The 23829-nt window shown below is 46.5% G+C and carries 23 protein-coding genes; all 23 read right to left on the bottom strand.

The window, feature by feature from the left end; genetic code table 11:
* Positions 1-94 precede the first annotated feature (94 nt).
* Positions 95-2698: a bifunctional acetaldehyde-CoA/alcohol dehydrogenase gene (gene adhE, locus C7R56_RS06610; protein ID WP_107995794.1), complete on the bottom strand. Its 2604-nt coding sequence runs from the start codon at positions 2696-2698 to the stop codon at positions 95-97.
* A 557-nt stretch (positions 2699-3255) separates the two neighbouring features.
* Positions 3256-3537, bottom strand: a complete 282-nt coding sequence (locus C7R56_RS06615; protein ID WP_107995795.1) for a post-transcriptional regulator — start codon at positions 3535-3537, stop codon at positions 3256-3258.
* Between the two features lie 34 nt (positions 3538-3571).
* Positions 3572-3919, bottom strand: coding sequence for a preprotein translocase subunit YajC (gene yajC / locus C7R56_RS06620; protein ID WP_106448688.1), 348 nt, complete (start codon positions 3917-3919; stop codon positions 3572-3574).
* Between the two features lie 77 nt (positions 3920-3996).
* On the bottom strand, positions 3997-5142 hold the full coding sequence (tgt, locus tag C7R56_RS06625; protein WP_107996018.1) for a tRNA guanosine(34) transglycosylase Tgt: 1146 nt from the start codon (positions 5140-5142) through the stop codon (positions 3997-3999).
* Positions 5143-5285: 143 nt separating this feature from the next.
* Positions 5286-6041, bottom strand: coding sequence for a sugar phosphate isomerase/epimerase family protein (locus C7R56_RS06630; RefSeq protein ID WP_107995796.1), 756 nt, complete (start codon positions 6039-6041; stop codon positions 5286-5288).
* 21 nt (positions 6042-6062) lie between these two features.
* Positions 6063-6716: a hypothetical protein gene (locus tag C7R56_RS06635; RefSeq protein WP_159072185.1), complete on the bottom strand. Its 654-nt coding sequence runs from the start codon at positions 6714-6716 to the stop codon at positions 6063-6065.
* The gene (floA, locus tag C7R56_RS06640; protein ID WP_107995798.1) at positions 6713-7699 is read right to left on the bottom strand and encodes a flotillin-like protein FloA; all 987 of its coding nucleotides are present in this window, start codon (positions 7697-7699) and stop codon (positions 6713-6715) included. The genes C7R56_RS06635 and floA overlap by 4 nt, the downstream gene beginning before the upstream one ends.
* Positions 7696-8298, bottom strand: coding sequence for an NfeD family protein (locus C7R56_RS06645; protein ID WP_107995799.1), 603 nt, complete (start codon positions 8296-8298; stop codon positions 7696-7698). Before C7R56_RS06645 ends, floA begins: the two co-directional genes overlap by 4 nt.
* Positions 8299-8457: 159 nt before the next feature.
* Entirely contained in the window at positions 8458-11079 is a 2622-nt protein-coding gene (gene clpB / locus C7R56_RS06650) for an ATP-dependent chaperone ClpB (protein ID WP_107995800.1), read from the bottom strand.
* A 130-nt stretch (positions 11080-11209) separates the two neighbouring features.
* Positions 11210-11554, bottom strand: a complete 345-nt coding sequence (locus C7R56_RS06655; protein WP_107995801.1) for a metal-sulfur cluster assembly factor — start codon at positions 11552-11554, stop codon at positions 11210-11212.
* Positions 11555-11618: 64 nt separating this feature from the next.
* Positions 11619-12377: a prolyl oligopeptidase family serine peptidase gene (locus tag C7R56_RS06660; RefSeq protein WP_107995802.1), complete on the bottom strand. Its 759-nt coding sequence runs from the start codon at positions 12375-12377 to the stop codon at positions 11619-11621.
* Between the two features lie 32 nt (positions 12378-12409).
* Positions 12410-13219 carry a Cof-type HAD-IIB family hydrolase gene (locus C7R56_RS06665; protein WP_107995803.1) on the bottom strand — a complete coding sequence of 270 codons (810 nt, stop codon included), beginning with the start codon at positions 13217-13219 and terminating at the stop codon, positions 12410-12412.
* Between the two features lie 36 nt (positions 13220-13255).
* On the bottom strand, positions 13256-13690 hold the full coding sequence (locus C7R56_RS06670) for a hypothetical protein (RefSeq protein ID WP_234402599.1): 435 nt from the start codon (positions 13688-13690) through the stop codon (positions 13256-13258).
* Positions 13691-13816: 126 nt separating this feature from the next.
* The gene (gene rplS, locus C7R56_RS06675) at positions 13817-14170 is read right to left on the bottom strand and encodes a 50S ribosomal protein L19 (protein ID WP_106448696.1); all 354 of its coding nucleotides are present in this window, start codon (positions 14168-14170) and stop codon (positions 13817-13819) included.
* Between the two features lie 166 nt (positions 14171-14336).
* The gene (trmD, locus tag C7R56_RS06680; RefSeq protein WP_107995805.1) at positions 14337-15083 is read right to left on the bottom strand and encodes a tRNA (guanosine(37)-N1)-methyltransferase TrmD; all 747 of its coding nucleotides are present in this window, start codon (positions 15081-15083) and stop codon (positions 14337-14339) included.
* Positions 15083-15598 carry a ribosome maturation factor RimM gene (rimM, locus tag C7R56_RS06685; protein ID WP_107995806.1) on the bottom strand — a complete coding sequence of 172 codons (516 nt, stop codon included), beginning with the start codon at positions 15596-15598 and terminating at the stop codon, positions 15083-15085. The genes trmD and rimM overlap by 1 nt, the downstream gene beginning before the upstream one ends.
* Positions 15599-15757: 159 nt before the next feature.
* A complete protein-coding gene (locus C7R56_RS06690) occupies positions 15758-16003 on the bottom strand; it encodes a KH domain-containing protein (RefSeq protein ID WP_107995807.1) in 246 nt (81 codons plus the stop codon).
* Between the two features lie 13 nt (positions 16004-16016).
* Positions 16017-16289 carry a 30S ribosomal protein S16 gene (gene rpsP, locus C7R56_RS06695; protein ID WP_068560440.1) on the bottom strand — a complete coding sequence of 91 codons (273 nt, stop codon included), beginning with the start codon at positions 16287-16289 and terminating at the stop codon, positions 16017-16019.
* 92 nt (positions 16290-16381) lie between these two features.
* Positions 16382-17794 (bottom strand): signal recognition particle protein, encoded by a 1413-nt coding sequence (ffh, locus tag C7R56_RS06700; RefSeq protein ID WP_106448699.1) that lies wholly within the window; start codon positions 17792-17794, stop codon positions 16382-16384.
* A 20-nt stretch (positions 17795-17814) separates the two neighbouring features.
* Positions 17815-18162, bottom strand: a complete 348-nt coding sequence (locus C7R56_RS06705) for a putative DNA-binding protein (protein ID WP_086628138.1) — start codon at positions 18160-18162, stop codon at positions 17815-17817.
* Between the two features lie 224 nt (positions 18163-18386).
* Positions 18387-19400 carry a signal recognition particle-docking protein FtsY gene (gene ftsY / locus C7R56_RS06710; protein ID WP_107995808.1) on the bottom strand — a complete coding sequence of 338 codons (1014 nt, stop codon included), beginning with the start codon at positions 19398-19400 and terminating at the stop codon, positions 18387-18389.
* A 32-nt stretch (positions 19401-19432) separates the two neighbouring features.
* The gene (gene yidA / locus C7R56_RS06715; RefSeq protein ID WP_107995809.1) at positions 19433-20245 is read right to left on the bottom strand and encodes a sugar-phosphatase; all 813 of its coding nucleotides are present in this window, start codon (positions 20243-20245) and stop codon (positions 19433-19435) included.
* 14 nt (positions 20246-20259) lie between these two features.
* On the bottom strand, positions 20260-23820 hold the full coding sequence (gene smc / locus C7R56_RS06720) for a chromosome segregation protein SMC (RefSeq protein WP_159072186.1): 3561 nt from the start codon (positions 23818-23820) through the stop codon (positions 20260-20262).
* Positions 23821-23829: the final 9 nt, after the last annotated feature.

The following is a 23829-nucleotide window of genomic DNA, read 5'->3' on the forward strand; positions in this document are numbered from 1 at the left end:
GCCTGTAGTGGACTTTCACCACCAAGTTATCACCCATGCCGGGCGCACACAAAAAAAAAGCCGGGAGCGTGTCCCGGCTTTTCCTTATCTGCTATTAACCTTTGTAGGCTGCGTAGATGATTTCTTTCAATTCTGAGATCAGTGGTTGTTTAGGGTTAGCTGTTGTACATTGATCTTCGAATGCCAATTCAGCTAAACGGTCCGCATCGCGATCAAGCATTTCATCAGTGATGCCTTGATCCTTGAAGTTCATCTTGATGCCGATATCTTGACCTAATTTAGTGATTTCAGTAGCCAAAGCTTCTACCAATTCAGCAGTCGTGTTGCCTTTGAAGCCTAGGTAACGAGCGATTTCAGCGTAGTCTTCGTCTGCACGGAAGTACTCGTATTTAGCCCACAATGCATGTTTTTGCGGATCAAGCGCATTGTAGCGGACGATATGCGGCAACAGGATAGCGTTCGTACGGCCGTGGATCAGATCCCATTGTCCGCCGATTTTGTGTGCGATCGAGTGGGAAATACCCAGGAACGCATTCGCGAAGGCCATACCAGCGATTGTTGAAGCGTTGTGCATTTTTTCGCGGGATTCTTGGTCGCCGTAGTTGTATGAATTTCTCAAGTTTTCGAATACCAGTTTGATGGCTTGCAAGCTCAAACCTTTAGTGTAGTCGTTTGCCAATACGGAAACAAAAGATTCGATGGCATGCGTCAATACGTCCATACCAGTATCTGCAGTTACAGATTTAGGAACACTGTATACGAATTGTGGATCCACGATGGCAACATCCGGAGTCAATGCGTAGTCAGCCAATGGGTACTTGATGTGTGTTTCGCTGTCTGTGATAACCGCGAATGGCGTTACTTCCGAACCAGTACCTGATGTGGTAGGGATGCAGACAAGTTTCGCTTTTTCCATGTCCTTGATCTTGTAAGTACGTTTGCGGATATCCAAGAATTTTTGTTTAGCGCCGAAGAAGTCGCTTTCTGGGTGCTCATAGAACAACCACATCGCTTTGGCAGCATCCATCGGGGAACCTCCGCCGATTGCGATGATTGTATCCGGTTTGAAGTCGCGCATTTTTTCAGTACCACGGTTTACAGTGTTTGTTGTCGGGTTAGGTTCAACATCTGAGAAGATTGCGTAAGATACTTTGTTGTTGCGTTGTTTCAATTGTTCGATGACTACATCCACATAGCCGAATTTGACCATGCCGTCGTCGCAGACGATGAAGACTCTTTCGACATCTTTCATGTCACGTAAGTATCTAACTGAATTTTCTTCGAAGTAAACCTTCTCTGGCAATTTAATCCACTGCATATTATTTCTCCTTTTAGCAACAGTTTTCACGTTCAATAAATCTAATGCAGAAACGTTATGAGAAACTGAGTTTCTGCCGTAAGATCCGCAACCCAAAGTTAATGAAGCGATATTATTGTTGTACAAGTCACCGATACCAGCTTGAGAAGATGGAGAGTTGATAAGAACGCGGCAAGCTTTCATTTCTTTTCCGAATTGTTCGATCAAATCATTGCGGCGAGTATGCAGTGAAGCCGAGTGACCTAAACCACCCAAATCCAGCATTTGTTTGCATAGTTCGAAGCCATGCTCTGTACTGTCTGATTTCATCATAGCCAATACTGGAGATAATTTTTCTCTTGACATTGGGTATTCTGCTCCGACGCCCGGTAATTCAGCGATCAACAATTTAGTGTTTGCAGGAACGTTTAATCCAGCCAATTCAGCGATTTTACGAGCGTGCATACCGACAACATTCGGTCTCACGCCAGTTTTAGCATCATTCATCACGACGTCTTCCAATTGTTGAATTTCTTCAGGTTTAGCGAAGTATACATTGTGCAATTGGAATTCTTTTTTGACTTCATCATAGATTTCGCTGTCGACGATTGCAGCTTGTTCTGAAGCACAGATCATACCGTTGTCGAACGTTTTTGAAACGATGATGTCGTTTACAGCGCGTTTAACGTTTGCTGATTTTTCGATGTAAGCCGGAACGTTACCAGGACCAACTCCCAATGCTGGTTTACCAGTAGAATAAGCAGCTTTAACCATTGCAGCTCCACCTGTAGCCAATACGACAGCAACTTCTGGATGGTTGATCAATTCAGCTGTTTTTTCCATTGATACGCCTTCTACCCATTGGATACAGTCAGCAGGTGCGCCTGCTTTGATGGCAGCATCGTAAACAACTTTTGCAGTTGCAGCCGAACATTTTTCTGCGCTTGGGTGGAAAGAGAAGATGATCGGGTTTCTTGTTTTCATACAGATCATCGCTTTGAAGATTGTTGTCGAAGTTGGGTTGGTTGTCGGGATGATACCGGCAACAACGCCTACAGGAGCGGCAACCTTCATGATTTGATCAACTTTATTGTCTTCGATGATTCCGACTGTTTTATTTTTTCTGATTGAATGCCAAATGTTTTCAGCGGCATACATGTTTTTGATACATTTATCTTCATAAACGCCTCGGCCTGTTTCTTCAACTGCCATTTTTGCAAGTGGCATATGTTGCTCCATTGCAGCTAATGCCATTTCGTGGACGATGTGGTCGACTTGTTCTTGGGTATAATCTTCAAATAGAGTCAAAGCTTTTTGGGCTTTTCCAGTGTAGTTGCTGATTTCTTCTTTTGCAGTCATCATGGGTTTTTTCTCCTCTAAAACTACTTTTTCTTTACTCATGTGAGATCCTCCTAAAAATGTATGTTATCCTTTTCACATGCTTATTATATTTCATGGAATTTCGTTTGTAAAGCGAATAAATGTGATGTTCTTCACTTATTTTCCATACAGGCCCTGTAAGCGTGTTCAACGGATGTTTTTGTCTCTACTGGTTTTCACAAATAGTCATTGGAAACATTCTGTTTCTCAACCTTTTGATTGTGAAATTATTATCATTGTTCGGAATCCGCGCTGAAAAAAATTTTTTTGAGATAATTTTTATGACGAAAATATACATGGTCGTTTAACGTCCCTGTTCGATAGATTCCCGCATTATCACGCTGATCAATCTGCATAAATCCGCTTACTAATTGTTGAATCCGACTGAATCAGCGATTAACTTTGAATATTCAAGCGATAAGATTATTTTGCTCGATTCAAAGGGCTGAAATCGTCCCGGTTAAATGACGACATTTCAAAAATGGATCCTTAGGGCACAGATTGCACCGCAAACTCAGATTTACATTTACAAAAAAAGCACAATACTCTGAAGTATTGTACTTTTCGCGTGTAACGTTTCATAGGAAATCATCAAAATTCATTTCATCCAATGAAGAGACCTTATAGACTTGCGCTTCCAAAGCAACAAAGTCGAAGTAGTGGTTTACCGTCGTCTTCATGATATCCCGGATCTGTTGGTAATAATGGGGAGGGACAGTATGCTTCCAAGAAAATTCCTTGAAATAGCGATAGATATCGTCGACTTTGATGTTCTCGTAGCCCAGTTGATTGAACTCAGTTGCTTTCAGTTTGAACCAAGGCTCCAATTGAGCATATTGCTTCTCAGATATATTCGGCATTCGCCGTCCCTCCTTTCCGATGAATCAAATCGTGTTACTCTTCGCTTTTGTCTTCTTGTTCTTGCTCTGATTCGGTTGCTGAATAATCTTCGACAATCGCATCATCAGTTGTGATTGTGGCAACCTTTGAAATACGTGAAATAGAACGTTTTTCAAAAGTCAGGAAGATCCCTTCACAATCCAATACGACTGTGTTATCAGCGGAATTGATTTCTTCGACAATTCCGTGCAGGCCGCCGATGGTGACTACTTTATCCCCTGGCTTAATTTGACTCAGCATATCTTGCGTTTTTTGCGCTTGTTTCTTTTGTGGTCTGATCAGGATGAAATACATTACGCCGAACAGCACCCCATAAAAGGCAATCATGATTACTGTATCCATACATTTTCCTCCATCTGTGGATTATTTTTATCTATCATCCACTTTACCAAACTTTAGGATAGACTACCACCCAAAACCTAAAACTTCTTCGGATTTTCAACGTTGAAGCCATATTCTTCCACAAACGCTTCCCTGAATTCCAACAGATTGTCATCCATGATGGCTTGGCGCACATTTTTCATCAGGTTTATCAAGAAATGGAGATTATGATACGAGGTCAAGCGCAAGCCAAATGTTTCATCAGCTTTGATTAAATGACGAATGTACGCACGTGTATAGTTTTTGCAGGTGTAGCAATCGCATTTTTCATCCAATGGACGGAAATCCCGTTCATATTTCGCATTTTTGATGACCAAACGACCGCTGCTTGTCATACAAGTGCCGTTCCGCGCTATACGGGTAGGCAAGACACAGTCGAACATATCGATTCCGCGGATGACGCCGTCGATCAAGGAATCCGGCGCCCCTACGCCCATCAGATACCTTGGTTTGTCCTCAGGCATGACTGGCGTCAGGTAATCAAGCACACCATTCATCTCTTCTTTCGTTTCGCCGACCGAAAGTCCACCAATCGAATAGCCTGGAAAATCCAAGGAAATCAGTTCTTTGGCGCTCTGCAGCCTTAAATCCTTGTAGCCTGCTCCTTGGATGATGCCGAACAAGCCTTGTTGATTGGGCTTTTTGTGGGCTTCAAGACCACGCTCTGCCCATCTGGTCGTTCTTTCGACAGATGCTTTGATGTAATCATAGCTTTCGCTGTAAGGAGGGCATTCATCAAAACTCATGATGATGTCGGCACCCAGTTGATTTTCGATGTGGATCGCTTTTTCCGGTGACAGGAACATTTTCGAACCGTTCAGATGATTGCGGAAATGTACACCGGCCTCAGTGATCTGTCTGTTCTGGCTTAATGAGAAAACCTGGAAGCCGCCTGAATCGGTCAAGATCCCTCTGTCCCAATTCATGAATTTATGCAGGCCTCCTGCCTCTTCCACCAAGTCTGAGCCCGGTCTGAGCCAGAGGTGATAAGTATTGCTCAGAATGATCTGAGAGCCCATCGCTTTCAATTCTTCAGGAGCCATCGTCTTCACGGTGGCTAAAGTTCCTACCGGCATAAACATGGGTGTTTGAAAAGTGCCGTGGGGGGTGATGATTTCTCCCAAGCGCGCACCTGTATGTTTTTCTTTTTTGATAAGGCGATAACGAATCGCTGGTTCAGTCAATGTATTCACTTCTTTCTTATAGATATCCGGCAATCAGTATACCACAGTCGCACACTATTTTCTTGTATTCGCTACTAAAAAAATACAATCCGAAAGTTTCGGATTGTATTTTCTGATTCGTAAGAATATAGGCAAAAGCACGTTCACCAAGATTGAATCTTTTTGTAATCGGCGCTGATGGTTTTTGTCACTTCATCGCCGCCACCGCAGGGATATTCGATGCTGGCTGGCACCGAGTCCGCGAACAACGACAAAAGACGGCGCATATCCACCAACCCGGATTCCAGTCCGGATAAAACAATTCCGCTGTCCGTGATGGCAACGTTCTTGATGTGGATGTAGGTTACCGCTTCGCGCATTTGCTCTGCCGCGGCGAAGGGATCGCTATCGATGTAAACGAAATTGCCTGTGTCAAAAGTCAGTCCGATGTCCAATGAGGCTTTGCGGGTTTCTGCAATGAAACCCATCAGGACAGGCGGGCTACCCTTCTTGGTGCTCTGATCATTTTCGATCGTCAGATGGATGGGATAGGTCGTCAACAATTCGCGTAATTCTTCAGCCAACTTGGCTGTGAATCCCCGGAATTCCCCTAAAGTAAGTTTCAGTTGGACTGCGTTCAATAGGGAAGCCTCTTCAAAATAGTTGCTCAGCTGTCCGTTCAACGCACCCTCTGTAAACAGTTCTGCCGGGACGGAATAGAACACCTTCAAACCCAAGTCAGCGGCTTTCTGGGCTATTTCCTTCATTTCCGTTTTGCCGGACAGAATGTATTCTCTTCTGACTTCCACAATCGGGAAGCCCATTTCCTTGATTTCCTTCAGTATTTTTTTTTGTTCCACTTTATTGTCCGCAGCTCTGTGCATGTACGCTAAAGTGTTCAATCCGATCTCTCTGGGCATCCATCTGTCTCCTTCAATTTCCTATTTGTGGTCAAAGTCCGGCCTATCGAGTATTTCTTTGGCAATGACGGCTCGCATCAACGCTTTTTGATTGCCGGAATATTTTTTTTTCTTATGAATGGTGGATTTCTCCATTCTTTTGGCAGTCTTTAATTCCTTTTTGTCTTCAGAAAAGACGGTGAAGTCATCGGCCAACCCCACGGCAGGATCCATATTATAGTCCGTAAACACTTGTACTTCAACGGTTTCATCCGCAGGTTCCGTGTCCTTGTGGTCGCTGCCTGTTTTTGGCGGATTCGCGCGCAACAGCAACTGCCATAAATTCTCGCGGTTAACGAAAATCAGGATTTCCCTCCGCCAATTTCTGTTGGTCAAGATCCGGCTGACTTCCCGCAGATATTTTTCGGGCAGGCGCTCTTGGAAAAAACCATACACCTCTTCAGGCTTCAATGTAGCCAATTTTTTGATCAGTTGTTTCGCATTCTCATTTCCGGCACCGTCCAACGACTGGCGAAATGTCTGCTGCAGAGCAGCTGTTTGGGCTGTGCCCACTCGAAGTCTGGCGTTCTCCGATAGCCGGTTTATCCTCTTGACTATCGATAGGAGCACAGAGAGAAAGAACACCAGGAAAAGGATCGGCAACAGAATCGGTAATAGAAATGCTAGGCTAGTCATTCCGGTTCGCTTCTATCTGTCGGAAACTCCGAAATGCTGCTCCTCATTTCAGTATCCGCTATGATATTTTTCATTTTATAATAATCCATCACGCCTAGATTTCCATTGCGCAGCGCTTCAGCCAACGCCAACGGCACTTGCGCTTCGGCTTCGACCACTTTCGCCCGCATCCTTTGCACCTCAGCGATCATTTCCTGTTCTTCTGCGACCGCAAAAGCACGGCGCTCTTCGGCTTTCGCCTGAGCCACCCGCTTATCCGCCTCTGCTTGTTCCGCCTGCAGTTTGGCGCCCACGTTACGGCCGACATCAACATCGGCGATATCGATGGACAGTATCTCAAAGGCGGTACCCGAATCCAGTCCTTTTTTCAGGATCGTTTGGGAAATGGAGTCCGGATTTTCCAGGACGGAAGTGTGCATCTTGGCAGATCCGACGGTTGTGACGATCCCCTCTCCGACACGGGCGATGATTGTTTCTTCTCCAGCACCACCGACCAATCGTTCTATGTTGGCGCGTACCGTTACTTTTGCTTTGGCTTTTACTTCAATCCCGTTCATAGCGACACCCGCAATGATTGGTGTTTCGATAACTTTTGGGTTAACACTCATTTTCACTGCTTCCAATACATTACGGCCGGCCAAATCGATGGCAGCCGCTTTTTCAAAACCTAAATCAATATCGGCACGCTGCGCCGCAATCAGCGCGTCGATGACCATATTAACATCTCCGCCAGCAAGATGATGCGCCTCCAATTCATTTATATCAATTATCAGTCCCGCTTTTGTGGCTTTTATCATCGGCTGTACGATCATAGAAGGAACCACCCGCCGCAGTCGCATGCCGACCAGATTCGAAATTTTGACTTTCACTCCCGAAAAGTAAGCCGTGATCCATAGACCAACCGGCACAAAGCGGAAAAATAAAGATAAAAACAGTACGACAAACAATGCAATAAAGATGAGTCCTATCAATCCTTCTGTCATTTTCCATCCAACTCCTTGACTGTAATTTTGACCCCTTCAACCTGGATAACTTGAATCTGTTTCCCTTCAAATATAATCTTCCCGTCACTGACTACGTCGAGCACCACATCTCCGATAGAGACTTTGCCCGCAGGCCGCAGCGTCGTCGTTGCTGTACCGGTCATTCCCAAGAATTCGGAATAGTCTTTGCTGGACGAATACCCGCGCTCACGATTCAGGGATGTATCCAAAATCAATTTGCTGCGGTCCGGCAGGAATTTATAGCCTTTTTTCAACAGCACAGATGTCGCTATCCCGGAAAAGATGATCGCCAAACTGACATCCAGCACACTTTCCAAAATACGCTCATTGTTCAAAAACAGGCCTGCCACGACCATCAGGAAACCCGCGATCCCCACCAACCCAAAATCGGGTATGAACAATTCAACCACCAACAACATGATCCCGAACAGGAACAACAACAAAGTCAGCCAGTTACCGCTTCCGAAATACAGGAAATACAACAAAAAACTTAGGATGGCCGCACCTCCGAAGACATAATATCTCGAAGTGAACAGCATAAAAACCAGACACAGAAATCCAATAACCAAAAACAGCAAAATGAACGCCTCCTTCGGCTTTGTTCCGATAAAAGCAATAAACGGCCACACTCGTGAAGTTAAAAATAAGAAAATTTATATTATCATTTTACCGCAAATACAAAAATAACAAAAGGAAATCCCTTTCAGGACTTCCTCTCTGCGTACTGACTTGTCAAATTATTGTTGAAATTCAGCGAGATCGATGGTCTGGAATCCGACCTGATTGCCCACCAACGTCACCGTCACCGCCTGATTTTCATGGATATCGCCCTTTATGATGGCACGCGCCAAGGGATTCTCGATCTCAGCTGAGATGAATCTTCTGAGCGGCCGAGCGCCATAAATTGGATCGTAAGCATTATCTGCTATCCAGGCTGCAACCTCATCAGAAACGGAGAGCTGTATCTGTTTGTCCGCCAGCCGGCCGGATAGTTCCTTGACCATTTTGACGATGATCTTTTTGACGTCCTCTTTACTTAATGGCGTAAAGAGGATGGTATCATCAATCCTATTCAAAAATTCAGGCTTGAACGATCCTTTCAATACTTTCATGACTTCATTGGCCACTTCTTCCGGAATCGTACCATCGGACTGGACGCCTTCCAACAGGAGCTGCGATCCAATGTTACTGGTCATGATCAGAACGGTGTTTTTGAAATCGACTACGCGCCCCTTCGAATCGGTCAAGCGCCCATCATCCAATACTTGCAGCAAAATATTGAATACATCCGGGTGGGCCTTTTCGATTTCATCCAAGAGAATGATCGTATAGGGACTTCGGCGGACCGCCTCCGTCAATTGGCCGCCTTCTTCGTAGCCGACATAGCCAGGGGGCGCCCCGATGAGTCGAGAAACCGAAAATTTTTCCATGTATTCGCTCATATCGAGCCGCACCATATGTTCATCGGAGTCGAACAAATTTTCCGCCAAAGCTTTCGCCAATTCCGTTTTCCCGACCCCTGTAGGCCCCAGAAACAAGAAGGATCCGATCGGACGGTTAGGCGACTGCAGACCGGCACGTGAACGCAGAACGGCATTCGTGACGCTTTCCACCGCTTCCTCCTGGCCGATGACCCGTTTATGCAGCGTTTCCTCCAATTTCAGGAGTTTGTCCCTTTCGCCCTCAACCAGCTTCGTCACCGGGATGCCGGTCATCCGTCCCACAACTGTTGCGATTTCGTTCTCGGTCACTGATTCCTGGACAAGATTGCCTTCTTTATTCCTGCGGGTTGCATTCTCTTTTTCGAGAGCCGCCAATTCCTTTTCCATCTGCGGGATGCTGCCGTGGCGCAAAACTGCTGCCCGTTCCAGGTCATAGTCTGCTTCCGCATCCTCCAACTGCCTGCGCGCGTCCTCCAGGTCCTCCCGTTTGGCACGCAGCTTTTCGACCTCTTCCTTTTCGTTGCCCCATTTCATGCGCAATTCGTTTGATTCTTCGCGCAGATCGGCCAACTCGACTTGCAGCGTCGCCAATCTTTTCTTGCTCTGATCATCGGATTCCTTCTTCAGGGCCGCTTCTTCTATCTCCAGTTGCATCAGTTTGCGGCTCACTTGATCCAACTCGGTAGGCATCGAATTCATTTCCACTTTTATGTTTGCGCACGCCTCATCGACAAGATCGATTGCTTTATCGGGCAGAAACCGGTCAGTGATGTAGCGATCGGATAAGGTCGCTGCCGCCACAAGGGCATTGTCATGGATGTTGACGCTGTGGTGGATTTCGTACCGTTCCTTCAACCCCCTTAAGATGCTGATTGTGTCGGCGACTGTCGGTTCTTTCACCAATACCTTCTGGAATCTCCGCTCCAAGGCCTTGTCCTTCTCCAGATTTTGGCGGTATTCATCCAAAGTAGTCGCTCCGATACAGTGCAATTCACCTCTCGCCAGCATAGGTTTCAGCAGATTGCCGGCATCCATGCTCCCCTCGGTTTTCCCTGCCCCGACAATCGTATGGATCTCATCAATGAAAAGGATGATGCGGCCGTCGCTTTTCTTCACTTCTTTCAATACCGCTTTCAGGCGTTCCTCGAATTCTCCGCGGTACTTGGCTCCCGCAATCAATGAGCCCATATCCAACGAAAAGATCGTTTTGTCCTTCAGGTTATCCGGCACGTCTTTTTTCACGATCCGCTGGGCCAAGCCTTCCACGATGGCGGTCTTGCCGACGCCCGGTTCGCCGATCAGTATCGGGTTATTTTTTGTTTTGCGCGATAAAATGCGGATGACATCCCTTATTTCTTCGTCCCGGCCAATGACCGGATCTTGTTTCCCACTCCTGACCGCCTGCACAAGGTCTATGCCATACTTTTCCAATGCTTCATACTGATCTTCCTGATTCTGCGAAGTCACTCGGTCTCCACCTCTCATATCCTTGATTTTTTCGGCGATGATTTTTTCAGTCAGGCCTTGATTTGCCAGAAATTTGGTCAATGGATGATTTTTCAGTGTCATCAAACTCAAAAGTACTGTATCCGTGGAGATGAAGTCATCCTTCAGCTCCGAACGCTTGCGGTCGGCTTCCAAAAAAAGGTTGTACAGATTCTGGCTGAATGTTTGTCCATACTGTACAGAAGTCCCTTCAATCACTACTGATTTGTCCAGTTCCTTATCAACGGCCGATTCAAATGCATCGACTGCAACCCCTGAATCAATATAAAAATTACGCGCAAAACTATCCGGCTGCAGAAATATTTTCCACAGATGCGCGACATCGATGGTCTGGTGCTTGCGCACCATGGCGATGCGTTGCGCTTCCGCAATTGCCTCCTGCAGTGCTGTCGTCATTTTTTCCATTTCCATGTTAGTACCTCCTCGAAATTCTACTGCTTTGGTGCTTTATAGGACAAGTATACGACCATGGTCAGAATTGGTCAAATTATAACGTAAAAAAAAAGAGCAACAAAGGAAATTTCCTTTGTTGCTCTTCTCATCATCGGATTCCAAGCGCGATGCGTGCATATCGGGACATTCTGTCTGTTGTCCAGGCAGGGTACCAAACCAATTTCACTTGCGTTTCGGTTACTTCAGGAACGCTTTTCAAAGCACGGTGAATTTCATCGGTGATGACATCCGCCAATGGGCAGCCCATCGTTGTCAGCGTCATTTTGATCAGGCAGAACCCATCCTGTTCCAACTCCACTTCATAGATCAAACCCAAATTGACGATATCTATTCCTAATTCAGGATCTATCACTTGCTCAAGCGCCGCTAAGACGCGTTCTTTTATGCTATCCAATTCTTCTTGCGAATATTGGGGATTTATTTCTTCAGTCATTGCATACACCTCTAACCTTTCAGGATTAATTTGATGATAACAGTTTGTGCGCAGAAATTCAATGTTAATATACGTTCCCCAAAAATACAGCCATTTCCTCAAAAATAGCGTAAGGAACCCGATGCCCTGCGCCTTCTGTGGTACGGAAGCAAATGTTCTCCGCAAAAGCTTCCTCGCTGATGGAGTTGACGAACTGAGCCATCTGTTGGTACGGAACGCTTTCGTCGGCTGTGCCGTGCCAAATGTAAAACGGCGTGTCCACGAGCGACTCCGGATGTTCTTTGAGGCTCAGGCTTTCAAAAGGCGCCATCAAGGATTTGACTTTCTCATCATCAATCGGCGGCAAGCCTTCCACCCAGCGGGACTTCAATGCCCAATAGGATAACCCAATAGGATCCGGACTGCCCATCAGGCAGGCTGCCGAATGGATCCATGGATATTGCGTCAAGGCGATGCAAGTGGTGATGCCTCCCATCGAAAGTCCTGTGACCGAAACCTTGTCTCTTTTTGCCAATCCCGCTTCGACGTAAAACGCTACAAGATCAGGAAGTTCCTTGATGTTTTGCAGGACTACCGACCAGAATTCTGCTGCCGGTTCACCAGCATAGGCTTCATCTTTGCGTTCACCATGACGATAGGCATCTGGAATGACAACCCGCATGCCGTTGCTGGCTAATGCATAGCCCGGCTCCAAACCTCTTTCCTTTTGGTTCGTGATACCATGGTAAAAGAACGCGAGCGGAATAGTCTTGTTTTTCTTGTCTTCCTCTACGATTTCCAGAATTGGTATATTATTTATGATTTTTCTTTCGATTACGATCAATTGGATCCCTCTTTTTCAGCTCTGATTGGCTGCTATAGGCAAAAATATTTTTCCAGATAGATGGCTAAGCCATCCTCATGATTCGTATGCATCGTTACATCGTCGGCAATACTCTTTAATGCCGCAATCCCATTCTGCATGACGACACCATGTCCGGCAAAGCGAATCATTTCCATATCGTTATCCTCGTCACCAAAGGCAAGAATATCTTCCCGCTTGATGCCGTAGTTATTAGCGACCACTTCAACGCCAAGCGCTTTTTGGACACCAGCGGATACGATCTCAAGACAAGGCATCGTGCCACCCCATGTGCGGATTTCAATGGAATTCCCATAACGCGCCAAAATCCGGTCACGGATGGCTTCCAAATTTCGTTCCTCCGAAAATACATTCATGGAAGTAGGATTTTCCGACAGCGTATCCTTAGAAGTGATTTGCGTCGCCAGCAAATTTTTAGGGAAATATTCGTTGGCAGGCAACGTTGCGGTGGATGCAAAAAGTTTATTTTTGCCTTCTACACAGATGAAATCGATTCCCATCTCTTCACGTTGTTCGATCAGATCCATCGCAAAATCTTTGTTGAGCGTCTTATGGTAATAATTGATCCAGTTGCTGTCATGGGGATTATGGCATAAGGCACCGTTGAAGTTCACCAACGGTGTGGTCATCTTGAGCGTCTCATAAAATTCTTTGCTGTTTCTGTAAGGACGGCCAGTTGCGATCATAACCAGGTGATTATCTTTTTGTAACCTTGCCAGCACATTTTTGGTCCGATCGCTCAACAACGACTGATTGTTGAGTGTAGTTCCATCCAAATCTAAAGCGATTAATTTTTGTTTCATAATTCCTCCTGCGGTTTCCGCTACAGAGACGAATACTCATTCGATCCCAAGAGACGGAAATTTGCTTTTTAATTCTGCTATCATGACCTTTGCGATATTCGATCCGATCACGAGCATTTCGTATAATGGTTTAACATCCGTTGTCGAGCGGCCCAAAAGTCGAAGGAAAATCTCGCCATCCCCCGCCAGGCAAAGTGTATAATAAAAAGTTTTGGTTTGGTTCAATTCATTGATCAGTTCCAACAGGTTCACTTTATCAGCATAATTATTCAGGTAAGCCAATTTTCTGTAGCTGATCTGAAAATCACTTTCGGCCTCATCTTTAGCGATGACTACACCAAACGGCAAGGAATGTTCTTTATCGAGATTGAATTTTCCTTGATACAAATACTGACCATTTTGGATGGGATGACTTTTCAGTGGCATGCCTTTTTCTTGGAATTTTTGATCAAGCGCTGCTAATATCGTCAAAACTATCACTCTTTTCATATATAGTGCTACAAGTATAGCACATTTTTCCCAAGAAAAACGTTTCTCACGGTATACAAAAAAGGTCCGGAACCGAAGTCCAGACCTTTCCGTATGATATGCGGAATATTAACGACGTTTTTCTCTGATACGAGCAGCTTTTCCGTGTAATGCGCGCAAGTAATAAAGTTTTGCACGACGCACTTTACCGAAACGAACAACTTCGATTTGAGCTACACGAGGTGTGTGCAATGGGAATGTACGTTCCACACCTACACCGTTGGAAATTTTACGTACTGTATATGTTTCGCTGATTCCGAATCCGCGACGTTTGATAACTACGCCTTCGAATAATTGGATACGTTCTCTTGTTCCTTCGACTACGCGAGCGTGGACGCGAACAGTGTCTCCTGGACGGAATGTAGGGATATCACTACGTAATTGTCCTTGTGTAATTGCTTCAATCAATGGTAATTGACTCATGTTTTTTTCTCCTTCCAACCGACATTCATACACAATCATTCTGCACAGCGGAATATCGTATTATGGAGCAGTCTCTCTGCTCACCTGTAGAATTCTACCACAATAATTTTGACGTGTAAAGTATTTTTCGTTTACATTGTTTGAATTTTAAAACGCACTATTGCGCTTAATTATCAGCCTTTTCTTCCAGCAGTATCTCCGCCAACCAGGCTTGCTGTTTTTTTGACAAAGTAATCTTTCCCAACATTTCCGGACGTCTCAGCCAGGTTTTGCGCAAAGATTCTTTTTCTTGCCAATCAGCGATTTTTTGGTGGTTGCCGCTGAAAAGCACCTCAGGGACGACATCCCCCCGGAAATCGCGCGGTCGCGTATATTGTGGATGCTCGAGCAAGCCGGTCGAGAAAGAATCAGTCTTGTTCGATTGTTCATTGCCTAATACTGCCGGCAACAGCCGGACTGTAGCGTCGATCATGACCATCGCACCCAGTTCGCCTCCGGTCAGAATATAATCACCGATCGAAACTTCATCCGTTACGTGTTGCTTGATACGTTCATCGAAACCCTCGTAATGGCCGCAGATGAAGACAAGGTGCTCTTCTTCGGCAAACTCTTCCGCCAGTTCCTGATTGAAGGTTTTTCCGGAGGGATCCAAAAGGACAATCCTTTTTTTGGTTTCAGGCGACTGGACCTCGATGTCCGTCAGCGCGTCCACGATCGGTTGCGCCCGCAGCAGCATGCCTGCTCCGCCGCCGAAAGGATAATCGTCGACGGAATTGTGTTTGTTTTCGGAATAATCGCGGAAGTTCGTGCAAGTGATCGAAACACGCCCGCTCTCGATCGCCTTTCCGATGATTGACTCGGATAAAGGGCCTTCGAACATCGCCGGAAACAATGTCAATACATCTATCTTCATCAGTCCATCATTCCTTCTAGAATGTGGATTGTGACTTGTTTATCTTCCAAAGATACCTTTTCCACTACGGAAGCGATATACGGAACCAATAAATCTTTACGGCCTGGTTGGGATACAACCCACACATCATTCGCCCCAAGCGGCAAGATTTCTTTGATGATACCCAATTCTTCGCCGGCATCACTGACGACGGACAATCCGATGATCTCATGATAATAGAACTCATGATCCGAAAGGTCCTCCAACTGTGTTTCGGAAACCCGCAGGATTCCCCCTCTGAACGGCTCGACCTCTTCGATCCGGTTATATCCCTCGAATGTCAGCATATTGAAATTCTTGTGAACGCGGTGGCTGGCTACCTTCAGAGTGATTGGCTCACTGTTTTCGCGGAACAAGTAGAGCGTAGCCCCTTTTTTGTAGCGTTCATCCGCAAAATCAGTGCTGGAAATGACACGCACTTCACCCTTAAGCCCTTGCGTGTTCACAACTTTTCCTACATCATAAAATTTTTCCATTTTTCACCTCTCCTTACATAAATCGCACTGTCAACGTTTCTGTACATAATAAAATAGAAGGGATAAGTGCTACAATTGTATCATCATCCGCTTCTATCTATTCGCTATTAAGTTAGGCATCCACCGAATGGAAACGACCGGATCCGCAATTGAAGCGGATTATTCGGCCCCTTCGATCACAAGGCGGACACGTTTTGTGCCTTTGGTTCTGACACTGTATACAATTGTACGGATCGCTCTGGCGACACGTCCCTGTTTCCCGATCACACGGCCGACATCCTCGACATCAAGATGCAAGTGATATTCCATGAACTCACTTGTCTCTTTGATTTCGATGGACATCTTATCATCGTGGACGATCAAAGGTTTGACAATTGCCAGGATTAAATCTGAAATTTCAGGCATTTAAACCACCCTTTTATTTAGCTAACTTAGAGTCGTGGAATTTTTTCATAATACCTTGTTGAGAAAGTAAGTTACGAACTGTATCAGAAGGTTGTGCACCTTCAGCTAACCATTTCAAAACTAACTCTTCGTCAAATTTAACTTCAGCTGGTTCAACAACTGGATTGTATGTACCTACTTTTTCGATGAAACGTCCATCACGTGGAGAACGTGAATCAGCTACAACGACGCGGTAAAACGGGTTTCTTTTAGAACCCATACGTTTTAAACGAATTTTAACTGCCATTTATATAACACCTCCATATATCTATATCTCACATTTTTATATATTACCAGTTTTCCATTTGCTTGTAAAGTGTTTTCTCTTTACACTTGAAATTATTTTTTCTTTTTCTTCTTTTTGTTCATCCGTCTGGCCATTTGTTGCATGGCCATCTTGCCCATCTTGCCTTTCGGGCCTTGTCCAAGGAGACCTTCCATCCCTGCAAAATTGCCTTTGGACATCTTGTTCATCATTTCCCTGGATTCGTTGAACTGCTTGATCAGACGGTTGACTTCCGCCAATGATCTTGCGGAACCTTTCGAGATCCGTCTGCGTCTGCTCTGCGACAAAAGTTCAGGGTTTTCGCGTTCAGCGGGCGTCATCGAAAGCACGATTGCCTTCATGTGGGCTACATCTTTGGGATCGATCTTCATTTTGTCCAGTCCCGGAACGTTGCTCATGCCCGGAATCATCTTCAGGAGGTCTTCAAGCGGCCCCATGTTGGTGACTTGATCCATCTGCTCGATGAAATCATTGAAGTTGAAGGTATTCTCACGGATTTTCTCAGCCATTTCTGCCGCTTTTGTCTCATCAAAATCTTGTTGCGCACGTTCGATCAGCGTCATCAGATCGCCCATGCCCAGTATTCTGGAAGCCATGCGTTCAGGGTAGAACGGTTCAAAGTCTTCCAGTTTTTCGCCTTGACCCGTAAATTTGATTGGCTTACCGGTTACGGAACGGATAGATAGCGCAGCCCCGCCGCGTGTGTCCCCGTCCAATTTGGTAAGGATGACACCGGTTATGCCGAGCTGTTCATTGAAGGATTGCGCCACATTGACGGCATCCTGTCCTGTCATCGCATCTACCGTAAACAGGATTTCTGTGGGATTGACGGCAGCTTTGATGTTCTTCAACTCTGTCATCAGCACCTCATCCACGTGCAGTCGGCCAGCCGTATCGATGATGACCAGATCGCGTCCATCGAGTTTGGCTTGTTCAACTGCCTGCTTCGCTATATCGACCGGATTTGCTTCGGTACCCAATGCATAGACCGGGAAATCCAATTGTTTGCCCAATGTCTGCAACTGATTGATCGCTGCTGGACGATAGACGTCGGCTGCGACCAGCATGGGGCGTTTGTTCTCTTTTTTCTTCATGTAATTGGCTAGTTTCCCGGCCGTGGTGGTCTTACCTGCACCCTGCAGGCCGACCAGCATTACGACAGTCGGTGGCTTGGCAGAAAATTGGAATGGTTCCTGCTGCCCGCCCATCAATTCCGTCAGTTCTTCGTTGACGATTTTGATGACTTGCTGTGTCGGCGAAAGCGACTCGAGCACATCAGAGCCCAACGCTCGTTCATTCACTTTTTTGACGAATTCTTTTACGACTTTAAAATTCACGTCAGCTTCCAGCAAAGCCAGACGTACTTCACGCATCATTTCCTTCAGATCGGCTTCCGTAATTTTACCTTTTTTGCCGATTTTGGTCATCGCGCCTTGGAGACGCTCGGATAACCCTTCAAATGCCATATTTGCCACTTCCTTACTGTTTATTCGTCTTTGTCATCCAGTTCTTCCAGATTGTTGATCAAGCTCTGCAAAGTTCTGTCTGCGGGATATTTTTCTTCGGCATAGTTCGCCAATTCGTCCAATTTTTTGTTTCGGAGGCTATAGTTTTGCGCCAATTTCAATTTCTGTTCATAATCCATCAGAATTTTTTCGGTGCGCTTGATATTATCGTACACTGCCTGCCGGCTGATCGCGAATTCTTCGGCGATTTCGCCCAACGAATAGTCATCGCCATAATACAAAGAAAGATAGCCTTTCTGTTTGTTCGTCAACAGGACATTATAGAATTCATAAAGAGTATTCATATTATTGGTTTTTTCCAGTTCCATCAGAATACCTTCCTTCTCGTACGGATTGTCAAGAAAAAAACTTTACACTTCATTAGATTACCGATTTTGCTAAGCTTAGTCAACCATAAATTGCACTGATGCCGTGTTGCCGCAGCATAAAAGTAAGGTCAGGCCGGCAATCGCAACGGGATTGCCGGCCTGACCATGCTTCTGTCGCCTTTTGCTTATGCAGCGTGCCTCATCGGAATGGGCAAACCGTTTCGTTATTTTTTCTCAAGCAGATCTTTAACCAATCCGTAGATGTACTGTTCCGGATCGAAAGCCTGCAGATCGTCCAAACCTTCGCCCAGACCAACAAATTTGACGGGTATATCCATTTCCTGGCGGATAGCCAGGATGACGCCGCCTTTCGCCGTGCCATCCAACTTCGTCAGGATCAAGCCGGTGACATCCGTCGTCTCCTTGAATTGTTTCGCCTGTATCAAAGCGTTCTGACCCGTCGTGGCATCCAGCACCAACAACGTTTCGGTTGCGCCGCCGGGGATTTCCCTTGCGATGATCCGATTGATCTTCTCCAATTCCTTCATCAGGTTCACTTTGTTCTGCAGTCTGCCCGCTGTATCGATCAGCAGATAGTCGTAGTTTTCTTCTTTGGCTTGTTTCAACGCATCGTAAACGACGGAAGCGGGATCGCTTTTTGCATCGCTCGTCACGACCGGAACACCGACACGTTGTCCCCAAACTTCCAGCTGTTCGATTGCGCCGGCTCGGAAAGTGTCTCCGGCCGCCAATAAGACGCTATTCCCTTGGTTCTTCAACTGATAAGCGTATTTACCGATGGTCGTCGTTTTCCCCACTCCATTTACGCCCACAAACAGGATGACGGTCGGCCCATTTTCATTTATTTTGATGGTAGGCAATTCCGTCTGGCCTTTTTCATAGATTTCGACCATTTTTTCGATGATGACATTCTTCACTTGTTCTCCGGTGCGCACGTTCTTCATCTTGACTTCATCCCGCAGCACATCCGAAAGTGCCAACGTCATATCAAAACCGACGTCTGCGGATATCAGCGTTTCCTCCAAGTCGTCAAAAAAATCTTCATCCACCTCCCTGAAGCCGGCGAACAGTTCATTCATCTTATCCGAAAAGCTTTTGCGCGTCTTCTCCATGCCTTTGTCGAATTTGTCGATGACGATCTTATTTTCTTCGGTTACCGGTGTCTGAACGACATCTTCACCTGTAAATGCGCGTTTTATTCGATCAAATAATCCCATTTGAACACTTCCTCTCTAGTGGCAGCCTGTTTTTACGCAAAGACAAATGTTTCGATTGCGTGTGCGACGCCATCTTCTCCGTTTGTCTTCGTGACGAAGCTCGCCCGTTCCTTGATTTTATCGGGGGCGTTGCCCATCGCGACGCTTACGCCCGCAAAATCCAGCATCGCCAAATCGTTCTCTTCATCTCCGCAAGCCATGACTTCATCGGCAGTGATGCCCAGATGATTGCATAAAGCCGCGATGCCGTTGCCTTTGTCGACTTCGGGATGCATGACTTCAAACAGAAGCGGACGTGATTTCATCATCGAATATTTGCTGTAGAAGTCCGCCGGTATTTTGGCGATCGCTTCATCCAAAACAGCAGGCGCGATACAAAAAACAACTTTATTGAACGCATGCTGTTCCTGAAAGTCTTCGATCTTTTTTTCAACGAACGGCAAGCTCGAGCTTTGCAGGCTCTTGTACAAGGACTCTCTGCCTTGCGGATACTCCGGTTCGTATACAGACTCCAGATCCAGCATGTTCATCGGGATGTTCAGTTCCTTGCTCAAATCATAGAGTTCCACGATCTGACCGTAGTTCAGCACTTTTTGGGAAATGATTTCCGATGTTTTATTTTTTTGGACCAATCCGCCGTTATAGGTGATTGAGTAATCTTCTGCTTGGAGCAGGTCCAGTTCATCCACATAGTCTTTGATGCCCATAAGCGGGCGTCCAGTGCAAAGGACAATCTTCACGCCGGCTTCCCGAGCGCGGTGGATTGCCTGTTTATTTGCTTCACTGATTTTTTTGTCAGGATTCAACAATGTGCCATCCAAGTCGAGTGCTATCAATTTAATCATTTATCTTCATCCCCTTAACCTATGTCTTCGTAATCTTCAAATTTGACTGATGCCAGGCGGGATACGCCGGAATCCTGCATGGTCACACCGTACAATGCATCCGCTTCTTCCATCGTGCCTTTACGATGCGTGATCACGATGAACTGGGTCAATTCGGTTGATGCTGCCAGATATTTCCCGAAACGGGATACATTCGCTTCATCCAAGGCAGCCTCCACTTCATCCAAAATACAGAAAGGCACCGGTTTGACTTCGATGATGGCGAACAGGAGCGCAATCGCCGTGAAGGCTTTTTCTCCGCCGGAGAGCAAGCTGAGCTGCTGGAGTTTCTTGCCTGGCGGCTGCGCGACAATTTCAATGCCGGTCTCCAACAGGTCATTCGGATCTGTCAGCTCCAACGTCGCTTTTCCGCCACCGAATAATTTCGGGAAGGTTTTTTCGAATTGCTTTTTGATCTGGATGAAAGTCTCTTTGAAACGCAAGCGGACTTCATCATCCATTTCGTTCATCGTGTTCAGAAGGTTCCCACGGGCAGACAGCAGATCCGTTTGCTGTTCCGAAAGGAAAGTGAACCTTTCGGAAATGCGATCGTATTCCTCGATTGCACCCATATTGATTGGGCCCAGCCCTTCGATGTCCTTTTTCAACTGTTTCACTTGGCGGGCTGCCTCTTCGGGCTCTTGGGTCAACTGATGGTCCTGTTTCGCGGCTTCAAAGCTGAGACCGTACTCCTCGCTCAAATGCGCAAGGTGATGGTCGATGGCGATTTCGTAGCGCCCAGCATTCGTTTCCAGCTTGGCGTGCTCACTCCATAATTTTTGGAGATTCTTATTTTTTTCGTTCTGTTCGGTTTCCTGAACGGCACGATTTTGTTCGGTTTGCTTTTTCAGCTCCCGCAACTGTCTCAAATCTGCATCGAATCCAGCTTTTTCTGCAGTCGTGGACTTCAGCTGCGTCGTGATTTCTTGGATGGTCAGCGTCTCCGTATCGGCCAGCTTGGCGACTTGATCTTGTTTGCCTTTCAGCGAGCTGATGGCTTCCTGCTCCGTTTGGATGCGCTCAGTCGACAGTTTCACGTCACGCCGCAATTGCTTTTCCTGCTCCTGCAGGACCGCAAGCTCTTGGTCTGCTTGCTGCCGGTTTGACTGGACGCCCTGCAGCAGTTTCAAGCGCTCCTCTTCATCCAAGCTGGATTCGGCTATATCCTTCTGAAGCTGATCGATTTCGCTGTTGAGGACGAGTAAATTTTGTTGGGCTTGGGCCAATCGCGTTTGTCTGTCCTCTTTGTCTTCATAAAACATGCGCTTTTCATATTCATGTGCAGCCGATTCTTTTTCTTTCGTTGCGATTTCAGCTGTCACTTGCTGCAGGGAAGCTTCCCTTTGCTGCAGTTCGAACTGTTTGATTGTCGCTTTTTGGCGCTTGTCATCCAGTTCCTCCTGCAGACTTTGTTGCTGCAGCGACCATTTCTCTTGTTCGCGTTTCAGCTGATTGTATTGGACGGACAACTGTTGCACATAATCGGTCAGCTTGTTCAGATTGTTTTTACGGGCCAATAAGGATGCCTCTTGTTGACGCCTTGTCGCGCCACCTGTCATTGATCCGCCGGCATGGATGACATCCCCTTCGAGGGTCACGATCCGATAACGGCTCTGCAATTTCTTGGAGATCTGCAACCCGTCCTGGATATTCGACGCTACGATCGTTGTCCCCAACAAACTGCTGACGATTGCCTTGTACATTTCCTCATGACCGATCAGCTCATTCGCGATGCCGATATACCCGGGGCTGGCTTCCAATGTCGTCCGCACAGATGCAGGCAAAGACTTGCCCTGGATGACTGTCATCGGCAGGAAAGTGGCGCGCCCCAAGTGTTGGGCTTTCAGAATGCCGATGCATTGGGAAGCCGTGCGTTCGTCCGCGACCACGATGTGTTGCATCGTGGCTCCCAGAGCGATTTCGATGGCTAGGGTGTACTTTTCAGGAACTTGGATCAGTTCGGCGACAGGCCCACGGATACCGGGAACGCTTTCCCTTCTCCTCAACATTTCCTTTACGCCTTGATAATAACTGGCATAGCTGTCATCCAACTCCTGTTGGCTTTCGCGACGGGCTTCCGCCTGCTGCAGATTCCGGGTTACGGTATCCAGCTCCGCGTTCAGTTGTTGGAGTTTGGAGACAAGCTGGAAGCTTTTTTGTTTGCAGTCCTGCAGTTCCGACTCCAGATTGGCATTTTCTTCCACAAACTGGACGTGTTCCTCATTCAACGATTGCTGTTTCGCCTTTAGTTGGCGCAGATTCTTCCTGATTTCGTCGCCTTTCGAAAGAAAACGGTGCTCCTGTTCGGTTGCGAGCGTCATTTCTTTTTCAAGATGGACGGTTGTGTTCCGGTTGCTGGATTGTTCCTGCAGCCTAGTGATGTAATCGTTCCGGAGTTGCTGGACAAGCTCCGCCTTATTTTGCGTCAGCTGGGCTTCCTTTTCGGAAAGGCTCGCTCTTTTTTCCGAAAGCTCTTTCCTCGCTTCCACTTTCGCCGCAAGTTCCGTACGCAAGCCTGCTAGATTGGCTTTTTCCGCCTTGATCAGCGCCTCTTTTTCAGCGATGATCTGTGCTTGCTCTTCTTGATTTTTTGACGAGTACATCGCCCTCTGTTGGAAGACTTGCTTTTGCCCTTCCAGCTGTTCCAATTTCTGGATGACAGTGACGTAGCCGGTCTGCAGTGTTTCCAACTGTTCATCGCATACATCCAACTTTTGTTTCAGTTGCTGCAAAGCAGTCTGCGTGCTTGCTAAGGACCGTTCTTCCGTGCTGATTTTCCGGTCGTACTCGCTCAGCTCGCGTTTGCTCGTCTGCCACTGCGCATTCAGGCGCTCAATTTCGGAAGCGGTCAAAGCAATTTCGATCTCGCTTAATGACGCTTTTTTGTCCTTGTACGCCAAAGCCGTTTTCCGTTGGGTTTCCAGGGGGGCGAGTTGGCTGTTGATTTCGTGCAGGATGTCCTCAATCCGATTCAGATGCTCTTCCGTTTGGGAGAGCTTCCGTTCGGCGCTCGTTTTGCGGTTTTTGTATCTGGCTACCCCGGCAGCCTCTTCCAGGATGATCCTTCTGTCCTCGGGTTTATTCTGAAAAATCTGTTCCACTTTCCCTTGCGAAATCATGGAAAAAGAGTCTTTTCCGATGCCCGAATCCATCAATAATTCCGTTATGTCCTTCAATCTGCATGGCTTTTTGTTGATGAAACAGTCACTGTCGCCATTGCGGTTGTATCTCCTGGTGATGCTCACTTCGCTGAATTCCAGCGGCAGGAATCCGTCCTCGTTGTTCAGGATCAGGGTAACTTCGGCAATATTGACAGGTTTGCGTGTCTGCGACCCGGCAAAAACGATGTCGTCCATTTTTTTCCCGCGCAGATTTTTTGCGGATTGTTCCCCCAATACCCAGCGGACAGCTTCCGAAAGATTGCTCTTGCCGCTTCCGTTCGGCCCTACTACTGCTGTCACACCTTCATCAAATTCGATCACGGTTTTGTCGGCGAATGATTTGAAACCCGACATTTCTATTCTTTCAAGATGCAAAGATAACAT

The organism is Trichococcus paludicola (genome assembly GCF_003052295.1).
GTDB classification, from domain to species: domain Bacteria; phylum Bacillota; class Bacilli; order Lactobacillales; family Aerococcaceae; genus Trichococcus; species Trichococcus paludicola.

What these genes read in the sequence shown, in the direction of transcription:
- adhE (WP_107995794.1), bottom strand. Translation starts at nt 2,698, where the DNA reads ATGAGTAAAGAAAAAGTAGTTTTAGAGGAGAAAAAACCCATGATGACT.
- C7R56_RS06615 (WP_107995795.1), bottom strand. Translation starts at nt 3,537, where the DNA reads ATGCCGAATATATCTGAGAAGCAATATGCTCAATTGGAGCCTTGGTTC.
- yajC (WP_106448688.1), bottom strand. Translation starts at nt 3,919, where the DNA reads ATGGATACAGTAATCATGATTGCCTTTTATGGGGTGCTGTTCGGCGTA.
- C7R56_RS06630 (WP_107995796.1), bottom strand. Translation starts at nt 6,041, where the DNA reads ATGCCCAGAGAGATCGGATTGAACACTTTAGCGTACATGCACAGAGCT.
- C7R56_RS06635 (WP_159072185.1), bottom strand. Translation starts at nt 6,716, where the DNA reads ATGACTAGCCTAGCATTTCTATTACCGATTCTGTTGCCGATCCTTTTC.
- floA (WP_107995798.1), bottom strand. Translation starts at nt 7,699, where the DNA reads ATGACAGAAGGATTGATAGGACTCATCTTTATTGCATTGTTTGTCGTA.
- clpB (WP_107995800.1), bottom strand. Translation starts at nt 11,079, where the DNA reads ATGGAAATGGAAAAAATGACGACAGCACTGCAGGAGGCAATTGCGGAA.
- C7R56_RS06655 (WP_107995801.1), bottom strand. Translation starts at nt 11,554, where the DNA reads ATGACTGAAGAAATAAATCCCCAATATTCGCAAGAAGAATTGGATAGC.
- C7R56_RS06665 (WP_107995803.1), bottom strand. Translation starts at nt 13,219, where the DNA reads ATGAAACAAAAATTAATCGCTTTAGATTTGGATGGAACTACACTCAAC.
- rplS (WP_106448696.1), bottom strand. Translation starts at nt 14,170, where the DNA reads ATGAGTCAATTACCATTGATTGAAGCAATTACACAAGGACAATTACGT.
- trmD (WP_107995805.1), bottom strand. Translation starts at nt 15,083, where the DNA reads ATGAAGATAGATGTATTGACATTGTTTCCGGCGATGTTCGAAGGCCCT.
- rimM (WP_107995806.1), bottom strand. Translation starts at nt 15,598, where the DNA reads ATGGAAAAATTTTATGATGTAGGAAAAGTTGTGAACACGCAAGGGCTT.
- C7R56_RS06690 (WP_107995807.1), bottom strand. Translation starts at nt 16,003, where the DNA reads ATGCCTGAAATTTCAGATTTAATCCTGGCAATTGTCAAACCTTTGATC.
- rpsP (WP_068560440.1), bottom strand. Translation starts at nt 16,289, where the DNA reads ATGGCAGTTAAAATTCGTTTAAAACGTATGGGTTCTAAAAGAAACCCG.
- ffh (WP_106448699.1), bottom strand. Translation starts at nt 17,794, where the DNA reads ATGGCATTTGAAGGGTTATCCGAGCGTCTCCAAGGCGCGATGACCAAA.
- C7R56_RS06705 (WP_086628138.1), bottom strand. Translation starts at nt 18,162, where the DNA reads ATGGAACTGGAAAAAACCAATAATATGAATACTCTTTATGAATTCTAT.
- ftsY (WP_107995808.1), bottom strand. Translation starts at nt 19,400, where the DNA reads ATGGGATTATTTGATCGAATAAAACGCGCATTTACAGGTGAAGATGTC.
- yidA (WP_107995809.1), bottom strand. Translation starts at nt 20,245, where the DNA reads ATGATTAAATTGATAGCACTCGACTTGGATGGCACATTGTTGAATCCT.